Below are 13,525 nucleotides of genomic sequence, written 5' to 3'. Positions count from 1 at the left end.
GCCCCCCTAGGGTGGGCCCGTGTTCTCGAAGGTCTTGGTCGCCAACAGGGGAGAGATCGCGGTTCGCGCGTTTCGCGCGGCGTGGGAGGTGGGCGCGACCACGGTCGCGGTCTTCCCCTTCGAGGACCGGTGGTCCGAGCACCGGTTCAAGGCCGACGAGGCCTACGAGATCGGCGAGCGCGGACACCCGGTGCGCTCCTACCTCGACCCCGACGAGATCGTGCGCGTCGCCGTGGAGTGCGGTGCGGACGCGGTCTACCCCGGCTACGGCTTCCTCTCCGAGAACCCAGCGCTCGCCGAGGCCTGCGCGGCGGCGGGCATCACCTTCATCGGCCCCGACGCCTCGGTGCTGGAGCTGACCGGCAACAAGGCCCGGGCCATCGCGGCGGCCCACGACGCCGGCGTACCGACGCTGGCCAGCGTGCCGCCCTCCACCGATGTCGAGGAGCTGCTCGCCGCGGCCGGCGAGCTGCCGTTCCCGCTGTTCGTGAAGGCGGTCGCCGGAGGCGGCGGCCGCGGCATGCGGCGGGTGGACGGCCCCAGTGGCGCCGGCGGCCCCGGTGGCACCGGCGGCACCGACGGCACGGCCCGGGAGGAGCTGCGCGCGGCGATCGAGACCTGCATGCGCGAGGCGGAGGCCGCCTTCGGCGACCCCCGCGTGTTCGTGGAGCAGGCCGTGGTGGACCCGCGCCACATCGAGGTGCAGGTGCTGGCCGACGCCACCGGCGCGACCATCCACCTCTTCGAGCGGGACTGCTCGGTGCAGCGTCGCCACCAGAAGGTGGTCGAGATCGCGCCCGCGCCCAACCTGGACCCGGAGCTGCGGGAGCGGATCTGCGCGGACGCGGTGCGGTTCGCCTCCTCCATCGGCTACCGCAACGCCGGCACGGTGGAGTTCCTCCTCGACGCGGACGGCAACCACGTCTTCATCGAGATGAACCCGCGCATCCAGGTCGAGCACACGGTGACCGAGGAGGTCACCGACGTCGACCTCGTCCAGGCGCAGCTGCGGATCGCCGCCGGCGAGACGCTCGCCGACCTCGGGCTCTCCCAGGAGACGGTCCGGCTGCGTGGCGCCGCCCTGCAGTGCCGGATCACCACCGAGGACCCCGCCAACGGGTTCCGGCCCGACACCGGCAAGATCACCACCTACCGCTCCCCCGGCGGCCCGGGCGTCCGGCTCGACGGCGGCACCACCTACAACGGCGCCGAGGTCAGCCCGCACTTCGACTCGATGCTCGCGAAGCTGACCTGCCGGGGCGCGACGTTCGAGAAGGCGGTGCAGAAGGCCAGCCGCGCCGTCGCGGAGTTCCGGATCCGCGGCGTCTCCACCAACATCGGCTTCCTGCAGCGGGTGCTGGCCGACCCCGACTTCGTGTCCGGCGCGATCACCACGTCGTTCATCGAGACCCATCCGCACCTGCTGTCGGCCGGGTCCTCCAGCGACCGCGGGTCGATGCTGCTGCAGTACCTGGCGGAGGTCACCGTCAACAAGCCGTACGGCGACGCGCCGGTCTCGCTGCCGCCGACCGCCAAGCTGCCCGAGATCGACCTCACCGTCCCGCCGCCCGACGGCTCGCGGCAGCAGCTGCTGAGCCTGGGCCCGGAGGAGTTCGCCCGGCGGCTCCGCGAGCAGAACCGGGTGGCCGTCACCGAGACGACCTTCCGCGACGCGCACCAGAGCCTGCTCGCCACCCGGGTGCGGACCGTCGACCTGCTCGGCGCGGCGGGGCACGTCGCCCGCACCACGCCGCAGCTCTGGTCGGTCGAGGCCTGGGGCGGCGCCACCTACGACGTCGCGCTGCGCTTCCTCAACGAGGACCCGTGGGAGCGCCTCGCCGCGCTGCGCGAGGCGATGCCCAACCTCTGCCTGCAGATGCTGCTGCGCGGGCGCAACACGGTCGGCTACACGCCGTACCCCACGGAGGTGACCTCCGCCTTCGTCGAGGAGGCCGTGGCCACCGGCCTCGACGTGTTCCGGATCTTCGACGCGCTCAACGACGTCTCCCAGATGCGGCCGGCGATCGACGCCGTCCGCGAGACCGGCACCGCCGTCGCGGAGGTCGCGCTCTGCTACACCGGCGACCTCTCCGACCCCGGCGAGCGGCTCTACACGCTGGACTACTACCTGCGGCTCGCCGAGCAGATCGTCGACGCGGGCGCGCACGTGCTGGCCATCAAGGACATGGCGGGCCTGCTCCGGGCGCCGGCCGCCCGGCGCCTGGTCACCGCGCTGCGCGAGCGGTTCGACCTGCCGGTGCACCTGCACACCCACGACACCCCCGGCGGCCAGCTCGCCACGCTGCTCGCCGCGATCGACGCCGGCGTGGACGCGGTCGACGCCGCCGCCGCGTCGATGTCGGGCACCACGTCGCAGCCCTCGCTGACCGCGTTGGTCGCCGCCACCGACCACAGCGACCGGGAGACCGGGCTCGACGTCGCCGCCGTCGGCGCGCTCGAGCCCTACTGGGAGGCGGTGCGCCGCGTCTACGCGCCGTTCGAGTCCGGCCTGGCCTCGCCGACCGGGCGCGTGTACCGCCACGAGATTCCCGGCGGCCAGCTCTCCAACCTGCGCCAGCAGGCCATCGCGCTCGGCCTGGGCGAGAAGTTCGAGCAGGTCGAGGACATGTACGCCGCGGCCAACGACATCCTCGGCAACGTCCCCAAGGTCACCCCGAGCTCGAAGGTGATCGGCGACCTCGCCCTCGCACTCGTCGGCCTGGGCGCCGACCCGGCCGAGTTCGCCGCGGACCCGCAGAGGTACGACATCCCCGCCTCGGTGATCGGGTTCCTCCACGGCGAGCTCGGCGACCCGCCGGGCGGGTGGCCGGAGCCGTTCCGGAGCAAGGCCCTGGCGGGGCGCACGTGGGAGCCGCCGGCCGCCGAGCTGACCGGCGAGCAGCAGCACGGGCTGGTCACCGACCGCCGGCGCACCCTCAACCGGCTGCTCTTCCCCGGCCCCACCAAGGAGTTCGAGGCCGCCCGGTCGTCGTACGGCGACGTCTCCGTCGTCTCCACCCTCGACTACCTCTACGGCCTCGTGCAGGGCGAGGAGCACGCCGTGGAGATCGAGGAGGGCAAGCGCCTGCTGCTCGAGCTCGAGGCGATCAGCGAGCCCGACGAGCGCGGCTACCGCACGGTGATGTGCCGGGTGAACGGCCAGCTGCGCCCGGTCAGCGTCCGCGACCGGTCCGTCGCCGCCGAGGTCGCCGCGGCCGAGAAGGCCGACCCCGCCGACGACAGCCACCTGGCGGCACCGTTCCAGGGTGCGGTCACCGTCACCGTCGCCGAGGGCGACCGGGTGGCGGCCGGCGACCCGGTCGCGACGATCGAGGCGATGAAGATGGAGGCCGCGATCACCGCGCCCCGCGACGGGACGGTACGTCGGCTCGCGATCACCGGCACCCAGCAGGTCGAGGGCGGCGACCTCATCCTCGTGCTGGGGTGACGATCACGTTGACGGCCTCGAGCGGCTCATCGGAGCCGGCCCGGTAGAGGTGCGGGCGGTCGGCCGGGAACCGCACGTGGTCCCCCGGTCCGGCGGTGAGCACCCGGCCGTCGTGCTCCACCACGGCGGAGCCGGTGAGCACGACCAGCTGCTCCTCCACTCCGACGGAGTGGGCGGGCGAGCGTCGCTCGGCGCCGGCGGCCAGGCGCAGCAGGTAGACCTCCGTGGTGCGACCCGGCTCGCGCACCACCCGCACGCGGGTGGCGACGATGCCGGCGCCGGCCACGACCGCGCCGTCGTGGTCGTCGAGCAGGGCCGCGAGCGGCACGCCCAGCGGCGCGGCGACGGCGTACAGCGTGTCGAGCGTCGGGTTGCGCTGGCCGTTCTCGAGCTCGGAGAGGGAGCCCTTCCCGATGCCCGCGGCGGCGGCCAGGGCCGACAGGGAGAGCCCGCGCGCCTCTCGGAGCCCGCGGATCCGCGCGCCGACGCCGGCCAGCTCGCCGGTCCGGCTCATCGCGACCCCCGCTTCGCGTAGTGTTCTGTATACAGAACGACGCTACCCGATCGCCGGGGAGGAGGAGGCTGCATGGGCGAGGACACTACCCACGGACCCGTGGTGGCCGGCGTGGTCGCGGCCGTGGTCGGCTTCAGCAGCAGCTTCGTGGTCGTGCTCGCCGGGCTGGCCGCCGTCGGCGCGACGCCCGCGCAGGCGGCGTCGGGGCTGCTGGCCCTCTGCGTGACGCAGGCCCTGGCGATGCTCTGGCTCAGCGTCCGACACCGGATGCCGATCACGGTCGCCTGGTCGACGCCGGGAGCGGCGCTGCTCGCCTCGACGGCCGGCGTCTCCGGCGGCTGGGCCGCAGCCGTCGGCGCCTTCGTCGTCACCGGCGGGCTGATCCTGCTCACCGCGCTGGTCCCGCGGCTGGGAGACCTCGTCGCGACCATCCCCCACCCGCTGGCCAAGGCGATGCTGGCCGGCGTGCTGCTGCCGCTGTGCCTCGCGCCGGTCACCGCGCTCGTGGCCTCGCCGGAGGTGGTGGCGCCCGTCGTGCTGACCTGGCTGGTGCTGCTGCGGATCGCCCGGCGCTGGGCCGTGCCGGGCGCGCTGGCGGTCGCCCTCGGCACCGTGGCCGCAACCGGCGACATCGGCACCGCGACGCTGGTGCCGCAGCTCGCCTGGACCGCGCCGCACTGGTCGGCGTCCGCTGCGATCGGCATCGCCCTCCCGCTCTACGTCGTCACCATGGCATCGCAGAACGTGCCCGGCGTCGCGGTGATGAGCGGCTTCGGCTACCGCGTCCCGTGGCGGGAGTCCCTGGCCGTCACCGGGCTGGCGACGGTCGCCGGAGCACCCTCCGGAGGGCACGCCGTCAACCTCGCCGCGATCAGCGCGGCGCTCGCCGCCGGCCCCGACGCCGGGCCCGACCCGACACGACGCTGGCTCGCCGCGGTCAGCGCCTCCGCGACGTACCTGGTGCTGGCAGCGACCAGCGGCATCGTCGTGGCGGTGGTGGTCGCGGCGCCGGGTGGCGTGGTGCAGGCCGCCGCCGGCCTCGCCCTGCTCGGCACCCTGGCCTCGTCGCTGGCGGACGCCCTGGCCGACGTCGCCGACCGCGAGGCGGCGGCCGCGACGCTGGTGGTCGCCGCCTCGGGGGTCAGCCTGCTGGGGATCGGCGCCGCCTTCTGGGCGCTGCTGGTCGGCCTGGCGCTACGGGCCTTCCTGCGGCTCGGGCGGAACCCGGAGGATCAGCGGCGCTCGCAGCCGAACCGGGACTCCGCGCGGCAGACGTCGTAGCCCGAGCCGCCGATCGCCCGGTCGAAGCCGGTGCGGCCGACGAGCAGGTCGCCGCCACCACCGCCGCGGAGGACGTCGTCGCCCCGGAGGCCGTCGAGGTAGTCGCCGCGGGAGGACCCGACCAGGGTGTCGGCCCGCTTGGACCCGCGCACGATCGCGATCGAGGTGAACCGCATCGACCCGCCCGACCAGCGGGCGCGGCCCTCGCCGACGTTGACGCTCAGGCCGCGGCGGAAGCTCGCGAAGGAGAGCTGGTTGAGCGCCCCGTCGCCGTCGACGTACGGCGTGGCTCCGTAGGAGACGACGCTGAAGGCGTCCGCGGCGGCACCGCCGTAGGCGCGCACGCTCCCGGAGCGGATCCGGATGCTGTCGGCGCCGTCGCCGCCCCGGGCGACGGCGCTGCCGCGGGCGTCGATGAAGTCGTTGCCCGAGCCGCCGTCGACCACCCCGCCGGAGGCGTAGAGCACGTCGTTGCCGGCCCCGCCGCGGATCTTGTCGGCGCCACCGCCACCGCGCAGGTCGTCGGACTCCGCACTGCCGTACATGGCGTCGCCCTGCGGCGTGCCTTCGACCGTCTCGATGCCGACCTTGTCGAAGCCTGCCGCACCCGTCACCTCGCCGCGGGACAGCACCACGCGGACCGAGCCGTCGGTGATCCTGCGGTAGCTGAGGTAGTCGCGACCGGCGTCGCCCGCGATCTTGTCGTTGCCGCCGGCGGTCTCCGAGACGTAGTCGTTGCCGTTGCCGCCCTTGCTGCTGTCGTCGCCGTCGCCGCCGACCAGCGTGTCGGCGTGGTTGCCGCCGAACAGCCGGTCGTTGCCGCCGCCACCGCCGAGCCGGTCCCTTCCGTCCTGGCCGGAGAGGTGGTCGTTGCCCTCACCGCCGAAGAGCTTGTCGTTGCCGGACCCGCCGCAGACCAGGTCGTCGCCGTCGAGGCCCTGGAAGCGGTCGTGACCGGCGCCCAGGTGCACCACGTCCGCTCCGGTTGTGCCCAACAGGTCGTCGTTGCCGTCGGTCGCGGTGAAGATGGTGACCGGCTTGCCGCCGCACGTCATCGGTGGCGCCGCGGCGGCCGGCGCGGAGCCCGCGGCGAGCACCCCCAGCCCTCCGACGGCGGTCACCAGTGCGAGAACGGATGCCTGAAGCTTTTCCCCCATGCCGCGTCAACGAGCGGGACCGGCGAGGGTCCCGCCGGAGTTTCGGTTCGACCCGCCACCGGGTCAGGGGCAGGCGTCGCTCCCGCCGGCGCAGACGAACATGGTGGACCGCAGGCCGAGGGCCGACCGGAAGTCGTCGCCGGGCACCGTCACCGAGCCCCTGCTGCCCCGCACCTGGACGGTGACCACCCGGCCGCCCCAGGTGCCCCGGCCGTCGCGCTTGCTGACGACCAGGCGGCGGAAGTCGCCGATGGCCGGCCACGCCCGCTGGATGGCGTTGTCGCTGACCCGCACCTCCCAGCGCCGGTTCGGGTTGCCGCTCCACAGGTCGTAGCGGTCCTCGCGCGCCCGGAGGTAGGGCATCGACCCCGCCAGGCTCCACCCGCCGTTGCTCGAGCCGAACTGGGTGAAGGCCGGCTCACCGCCGTAGGTCCGGACCTGGCGGCGGGTCTTCGCGATCGCGTCGTTGGCGGCGGGGTGCTCGGCCGCGACCCCGCCGTACACCTGGGACTGGGTGGTGTCCCACACGTGGAAGTGGCGGCGCGGCGCGTGCGCCCGCTCGTAGGCGGCGTAGCTGCGGGCCGCGACGGCCTGGGCCCGGACCGCCTGCGGGTGCCAGGTGGCCGGCACCTCGCGCGGCACCACGCCCTGCAGGTACTCCTCGAGGTGCACCACGTTGACCGTGTCGCGGCCTCCGGAGTGGTACGCCGACCGCAGCCGACCGTCGTAGACCACCGGCCCCGACGGGGTGTAGAGCCGCATCGGCGCGCCGCCGGCGACGAACTCCGCCTCGCCGCGGATGCGGCGGACGCCGCGGCGCCAGCCGTCGTCGGTCAGCACGTCGACCCGGCTGCCGGGGATGCTGCGGTCGGCGACGATCCGCCACCGCTCGGCACCGCGGGCGGACAGGGCCCACTCCCTGCCCGTGCCGACGCTGCGCACCGCGAGGCGCGAGCGGTGCCGCACGACCACGTCGTCGGACGTGTCGGCGGTGATCAGCACCTTGATCACCCCGCCCGCGGCGCCGACGGACGTGCCGGGATAGTAGAAGGAGAGGATCTGGTTCGCGGTGAGTCCCTCGTTCTTCGCCGCGTTCTGCGCGCCGTACTGGGACAGGCCCTTGCCGTGGCCGTAGCCGCGACCCACCAGGGTCACCGAGGCGGGCCCGGCGGCCTCGGCGGCGGGGAGGGTGAGCGTGCTGGCCGTCAGCGCGGTGGAGACGAGCAGCGCGATTCCGAGCAGCAGGCGCATCGGCCGAGGGTAACCCGCCGGTTCCAGGCTGCCGGCATCCTCGCCCTAGGATTCTTGACCATGACCGAGACCGACAGCACCCAGGCCACGGCACCGACCAGCCCGGACGAGGCCGCCGAGGTCCCGGGCCGCGCTGTCGTCGTACCGGACAGGCCGGTGCTGGAGGGCCTCGAGGAGAAGTGGGCCGAGCGGTGGAAGGCCGAGGCCACCTACGCCTTCGACCGCTCGCAGCCCCGCGAGAACGTCTACTCGATCGACACCCCGCCGCCGACCGTCAGCGGCAGCCTGCACGTCGGCCACGTCTTCTCCTACACCCACACCGACCTGGTCGCCCGGTTCCAGCGGATGCGCGGCAAGTCGGTGTTCTACCCGATGGGCTGGGACGACAACGGCCTGCCCACCGAGCGCCGCGTCCAGAACTACTACGGCGTCCGGTGCGACCCGTCGCTCCCGTACGACCCGGACTTCACGCCGCCGGAGAAGCCCGACCCGAAGCGGCAGGTGCCGATCAGCCGGCCGAACTTCGTCGAGCTGTGCGGCCGCCTCGTCGAGGAGGACGAGAAGGTCTTCGAGTCGCTGTGGCGGACCCTCGGCCTCAGCGTCGACTGGGACATCAACTACACGACCATCGGCACGCACGCCCAGACCGTCAGCCAGCGGGCGTTCCTCCGCAACCTCGCCCGCGGCGAGGCCTACCTGCAGGAGGCGCCGACGCTCTGGGACGTCACCTTCCAGACCGCCGTCGCGCAGGCCGAGCTCGAGGCGCGGGAGTACGCCGGCGCCTACCACCGGGTCGCCTTCCACCGCCCCGACGGCAGCCCGGTCCACATCGAGACCACCCGGCCCGAGCTGATCGCCTCGGTGGTGGCGCTGATCGCCCACCCCGACGACGAGCGCTACCAGCCGCTGTTCGGCAGCACCGTGACCTCGCCCGTCTTCGGGGTGGCGATCCCGGTGCTCCCCCACCCCGCGGCCGAGATGGACAAGGGCGCCGGCATCGCCATGTGCTGCACCTTCGGCGACCTGACCGACGTGCAGTGGTGGCGCGAGCTGCAGCTGCCGGTCCGCACGGTGATCGGGCGCGACGGGCGGTTCACCCGCGAGACGCCCGAGTGGCTCAGCGGCGAGCAGGCTGCGGCGGCGTACGAGGACCTCAAGGGCAAGACCGTCCACTCCGCCCGGGAGGCGATGGTCGCCAAGCTGCGCGAGACCGGCGACCTCGACGGCGACCCCAAGCCCACGCAGCGGATGGCGAACTTCTACGAGAAGGGCGACAAGCCGCTCGAGATCGTCTCCACCCGCCAGTGGTACGTCCGCAACGGCGGCCGGGACGCCGCCGTCCGCGAGCAGCTGCTGGCCCGCGGCGCGGAGATCGAGTGGCTGCCGCCGCACATGAAGCACCGCTACGACAACTGGGTCGGCGGGCTCAACGGCGACTGGCTGATCTCGCGCCAGCGGTTCTTCGGCATCCCCTTCCCGGTCTGGTACCCGCTCGACGACGAGGGCGAGCCCGACTACGGCCGGCTGCTGCTGCCCGACGAGGCCGAGCTGCCCGTCGACCCGTCGACGCAGGCACCCGCCGGCTACACCGAGGACCAGCGCGGCAAGCCGGGCGGCTTCGTCGGCGACCCCGACGTGATGGACACCTGGGCGACCTCGTCGCTGACGCCCCACATCGCGGGCGGCTGGGAGTCCGACCCGGACCTGTGGTCGCGGGTCTTCCCGATGGACCTGTGCACCCACGCCCACGACATCATCCGGACCTGGCTGTTCAGCCGCGTCGTCCGCGCGCACTTCGAGAACGGCGCGGCGCCGTGGCGGCACGCGATGATCTCCGGCTTCATCGTCGACCCCGACCGCAAGAAGATGTCGAAGTCGAAGGGGAACGTGGTCGTCCCCAACGAGATCCTCGACAAGTACGGCGCCGACGCCGTCCGGTGGCGCGCCGCGATCGCGCGGCCGGGTCTCGACTCGCCGTTCGACGAGACCCAGATGAAGGTCGGCCGCCGGCTGGCGATGAAGGTGCTCAACGCCTCCAAGTTCGTGCTCGGCAGCGTGGGCGCCACCGACTTCAGCCCGTCGTGCGTGGGAGAGCCGGTCGACACTGCGCTGGTGGGGCGTCTCGCCGCCGTCGTGCGCCGCGCGACCGAGGCGTTCGAGGCCTACGACTACACCACCGCGCTCGAGGTCACCGAGAAGTTCTTCTGGGAGTTCTGCGACGACTACCTCGAGCTGGTCAAGGAGCGCGCCTACACCGCGGAGACCGGCGACCCGATCGCCGACCAGCCGATCACCTCCGCGAAGGCGACGCTGGCCCTGGCGCTCCAGGTCCAGCTCCGGCTGCTCGCACCCTTCCTGCCTTACGTGACCGAGGAGGTCTGGTCGTGGTGGCAGGACGGGTCCATCCACCGCGCGCCCTGGCCGACCGTGACCGAATTGGGCTCCGCGGCCGCCTCGGACGCGGCGATCATCGACTCGGTCGCCGCGGCGCTGGCCGGGGTCCGCGGCGCCAAGTCGCAGGCCAAGGTCAACATGAAGACCCCGCTGGCGCGGGTCGAGGTGCGCGGCCCGGAGAAGCTGGTGCGCGACGCCGAGGTCGCGCGGCACGACCTGGTCGCCGCCGGCAAGATCACCGGCGACCTGGTCTTCACCGTGGACGAATCGGCGACGGAGCTGACGGTGACCGCCGAGATCGCCGAGATCGCCGAGCAGCCGCCCGCCGAGTGATGCGGGCGGCGGGCGTCGCCTGCGCCTGCGCCCTGGCGGCAGTGGTGCTCGCGGCCACCGGCTGTCGCGAGACCGTCTGGCCGTCCGACGCCGAGACGCAGGAGTTCTGCGAGGCGGTGACCTCGCCGTCGTTCGCGGACGGCCGTCTCGACGAGGTGAGGCGGGTGGGCACGCCGCCCGACCTGCCGTGGCAGGCGCGTCGCCACCTCATCGACCTCGCGGCGGGCGAGCCGGCCGACGCGGAGGGTGACGCGGACGTCGGACCGGACGCCGGCCCCGCGGCCGGCCCCGACGCCGGCCGCGAGGGTGGAGCGGCGTTGGCGTCGTACGTCGAGGAGCACTGCGGCGCGTAGGTGGGCGAGTCGAGCTCGTCGGGCAGCGCCGAACTCACGCTTGATATTCGAACGTCAGTTCGGTAGGATGAGACATGGTCTCCACTCCCCCGTCTGACGTCGCAGCCCTGCTGCAGCGGGCGGAGCGCGTCGTGCTCAAGCGGCGCGAGGTCGAGATGGAGGCCCTCGAGCTCCTCCTCGCCTGGGCCGACGCCAACTCCGGTGACCCGCAGGACGAGCCGGGCGCCGTGCCGGTCCGGTTCGGTGGACCGCGCCTGATCTCGCTCGGCGGCGAGGGCACCCCGCAGGTCTCCGACCTCCACCTCGCCGAGATGGCCGTGGCCCGCCAGGAGGGCGTGTTCACCCTGCGCCGCGAGCTCGCCACGGCCTTCGACCTGCGCCACCGGCTGCCGCAGTGCTTCGCGGGAGGCAAGGCCCTGCGGTGTGAGCCCTGGGTGCTCAAGAAGGTGGCCGTGATGTCGCGCCGGCTGACGCAGGAGCAGGCGCTCCTCGTCGACGAAGCGGTCGCAGCCGCTCTCGACGAGCCGCCGGGCCGGATCCTGGAGATCGCCGAGGCGAAGGTCATCGAGGCGGACCCCGTGGCTCACGAGGAGCGGCTCCGCCGCAACCGTGAGCGCAAGGGCGTCTGGTTCCCCAAGCCCCGTCCGGGCGAGCAGGTCGAGGGAGAGGCGGCCGGCGTGGCCGCCGTCTTCGCCCGGGTCGACGAGGCGGACGCCCGCGCCTACGCCCGCATGGTCGACGACCTCGCTGATGCGCTCGCCACCCACGCACCACCGCCCGGGGAGGGCGAGGAGCCTCCGTCCTCCGACCACTGGCGCGCCGAGGCGTTCGCGATGCTCGCCGACCCCGAGGCGGTTCTCGGGTTCCTGCGGTCCATCGACGCGCCGGAGGAGCCCAGCGAGCCCCAAGAGCCCAGCGGGTCAGCGAAGAGGCGCTCAGTCGCCCATCTCCACGTCCACCTCTCCTTCGACGCAGTCAGCGCAGCGCTCGGCCCCGTGGGCCGCGTCGAGGGCCTGGGCCCGGTGTTGCTCTCCCAGGTCGGCGACCTGCTGCGGCGCGACGACGTCGTCCTCACCCCGGTCGTCGATCTCAACTCCGGCCGCAGCGTCAACGGCTACGAGCACCCCACCGACGTGAAGGCGCGCAGCGAGCTGCGCACCGTCGGCGACCGCTTCCCCCACGCCCCGACCCTGTGGAGACGCGGCGGCCGACCGCCGGACCACGACCACACCGACGAGTACCGACCCCACGGACCACCGGGCCAGACCGGCGACCACAACGACACACCCCTCACCCGGACGGCCCACCGGGCGAAGACCCACCTCGGCTACTCGGTCTTCCAGCTCGCCCCGGACCGATGGGTCTGGGGCACCCCCCACGGCCTCTACCGCCTCGTCACCGGCAGCGGGACGACCCGGATCACCGCCGCCGAGTACCAGCTGCTGACGACGACCGCCGTCGAGCTCGCCACCGACTTCCCCGCCGCCTGACCGAGCCCCGCGCACGGCACTTCGGCGAGGGCGACGTGGTCGCTGCGGTCGGGACTGCGATCCGCTTGCTCGTGCCGATTTGCGGTCGCATCGGGCGGAGCGTTCGGCGCTCTCGCAGGTAAGTTGGGCGCATGACCTCGGCCAGCAGGCGGCATACGCGACCGCTGCTCTGGTCACTGGCCGTCGTCTTCGGAGTTGTGGCTCTCAGCGGTGCTGCAGGCGTGTTGTGGTGGTGGGGTGTCGGCTTCGATGAGGCGGAGGCACTTGGGGTGGCTACGGCGTCCACAGACGCCGCGATGGTTGCGAGTTTCTGGGCCGCGCTGGCGGGGTTGGCTGGGCTGCTGACAACGGGGTTATGGGCTGCCGTCCTGTACGGACGAACGCGTTCTTGACGCGTGTCGCGCGCCAGCTATGGCGCCGATCGCTCGCCCGCTCATGCCGCTGACGGGGCACGCTCGCACAAACGTGTCGCAGCCGCATGCCGTCGAGTCGTAGTCTCCCGCTGATGGCAATCCTGAGCCGAGCAGTCGCGTCCTTGCGGATCATGGGAGATGACCTGGTCCCGGACGAGGTGAGCTCCCTCCTGGGGGCGGCTGCATCGCTGGCCTACGCGCGCGGCGACATGGTGACCAGCAAGCAAGGTGTGAGTCGGATCGCGAGGTCCGGGCTCTGGAGCTATCAAGGTCCTGAATCTGTTCTGGCCGACATCGACGCCCAGGTTCGCGAGCTGCTCCTTGGGCTCACGTCCGACCGCCAGGTCTGGACAGGTCTGGCCGAAGCATTCAAGATCGACCTCTTCTGCGGCTGGTTCCTGCGACACCTCAACGAAGGACTAGAAGTGTCGGCCGAGACCCTGCTCGCCTTGGGCCAGCGAGGGATTGCGCTGGGCTTGGACATCTACGGCGGACACGACGATCGCTGAGAGCGCCCGGATCTGCCGCGATCCGCGCGCGGTCGTTCCGATGGGTGTCCGGTCAGGAAGACCCGAAGCGCGAGGAGCCGTCGGCCTCCCATTCGGCGCGGTAGTCCTCGAACGAGACGGGCGACGCCGTGCCGGGGTTGTCGTCATTGCCGAACTCGAAACCGCAGTTCGGACACACCTCGTAGGACGGCGATCCGAGGGAGTCCTCATACGGTGGGGTGAGGCGCGAGCCTTCAGGTGGCGGCCAAGTCGCATACGGCTTTGCGGTCAGCTCGGTGGAGCCGCACACCGGACAATCCAACATGGCCGTCAGTATGCAGGCGACCCGCCCGCTCATCCCGCGATCCGCGCGGTCGGACCGATGACAGTCGGTCGAACGAGT

At 73.0% G+C, this 13,525-nt stretch carries 10 protein-coding genes; 6 read left to right on the top strand and 4 right to left on the bottom strand.

Features of this window, described 5'->3' with window-relative positions:
• The first annotated feature begins 19 nt into the window (after positions 1 to 19).
• Positions 20 to 3,448: a pyruvate carboxylase gene (locus tag ACPOLA_RS12595; protein WP_435770787.1), complete on the top strand. Its 3,429-nt coding sequence runs from the start codon at positions 20 to 22 to the stop codon at positions 3,446 to 3,448.
• Here ACPOLA_RS12595 and ACPOLA_RS12590 read toward each other — a convergent pair.
• Complete coding sequence (locus tag ACPOLA_RS12590) at positions 3,429 to 3,962, bottom strand: helix-turn-helix domain-containing protein (protein WP_435770786.1); 534 nt, start codon at positions 3,960 to 3,962, stop codon at positions 3,429 to 3,431. The genes ACPOLA_RS12595 and ACPOLA_RS12590 overlap by 20 nt on opposite strands.
• Positions 3,963 to 4,034: 72 nt before the next feature.
• On the opposite strand from ACPOLA_RS12590, the gene ACPOLA_RS12585 reads away from it, so the two are divergent.
• On the top strand, positions 4,035 to 5,243 hold the full coding sequence (locus ACPOLA_RS12585; protein WP_435770785.1) for a benzoate/H(+) symporter BenE family transporter: 1,209 nt from the start codon (positions 4,035 to 4,037) through the stop codon (positions 5,241 to 5,243).
• Here the strand turns inward: ACPOLA_RS12585 and ACPOLA_RS12580 are convergent.
• Both ACPOLA_RS12580 and ACPOLA_RS12575 read right to left on the bottom strand, forming a co-directional pair.
• Complete coding sequence (locus tag ACPOLA_RS12580) at positions 5,195 to 6,364, bottom strand: calcium-binding protein (protein WP_435770784.1); 1,170 nt, start codon at positions 6,362 to 6,364, stop codon at positions 5,195 to 5,197. The two genes, ACPOLA_RS12585 and ACPOLA_RS12580, sit on opposite strands and share 49 nt — an antisense overlap.
• Before the next feature lie 99 nt (positions 6,365 to 6,463).
• On the bottom strand, positions 6,464 to 7,651 hold the full coding sequence (locus tag ACPOLA_RS12575; RefSeq protein ID WP_435770783.1) for a SpoIID/LytB domain-containing protein: 1,188 nt from the start codon (positions 7,649 to 7,651) through the stop codon (positions 6,464 to 6,466).
• 60 nt (positions 7,652 to 7,711) lie between these two features.
• On the opposite strand from ACPOLA_RS12575, the gene valS reads away from it, so the two are divergent.
• The 4 genes from valS (at position 7,712) to ACPOLA_RS12555 (ending at position 13,143) form a co-directional block, all read left to right on the top strand.
• Positions 7,712 to 10,378 (top strand): valine--tRNA ligase, encoded by a 2,667-nt coding sequence (valS, locus tag ACPOLA_RS12570; RefSeq protein ID WP_435770782.1) that lies wholly within the window; start codon positions 7,712 to 7,714, stop codon positions 10,376 to 10,378.
• Positions 10,375 to 10,731, top strand: a complete 357-nt coding sequence (locus ACPOLA_RS12565) for a hypothetical protein (protein ID WP_435770781.1) — start codon at positions 10,375 to 10,377, stop codon at positions 10,729 to 10,731. Before valS ends, ACPOLA_RS12565 begins: the two co-directional genes overlap by 4 nt.
• Positions 10,732 to 10,805: 74 nt before the next feature.
• Positions 10,806 to 12,221: a hypothetical protein gene (locus ACPOLA_RS12560; protein ID WP_435770780.1), complete on the top strand. Its 1,416-nt coding sequence runs from the start codon at positions 10,806 to 10,808 to the stop codon at positions 12,219 to 12,221.
• A gap of 505 nt (positions 12,222 to 12,726) precedes the next feature.
• Positions 12,727 to 13,143, top strand: coding sequence for a DUF4279 domain-containing protein (locus tag ACPOLA_RS12555; protein ID WP_435770779.1), 417 nt, complete (start codon positions 12,727 to 12,729; stop codon positions 13,141 to 13,143).
• Between the two features lie 52 nt (positions 13,144 to 13,195).
• Here ACPOLA_RS12555 and ACPOLA_RS12550 read toward each other — a convergent pair whose 3' ends face one another.
• A complete protein-coding gene (locus ACPOLA_RS12550) occupies positions 13,196 to 13,480 on the bottom strand; it encodes a hypothetical protein (RefSeq protein ID WP_435770778.1) in 285 nt (94 codons plus the stop codon).
• Between the last annotated feature and the right edge of the window lie 45 nt (positions 13,481 to 13,525).

The organism is Nocardioides proteolyticus (assembly GCF_051280635.3).
GTDB lineage: Bacteria > Actinomycetota > Actinomycetes > Propionibacteriales > Nocardioidaceae > Nocardioides.
This window is presented reverse-complemented; position numbering and strand designations above follow the sequence as displayed.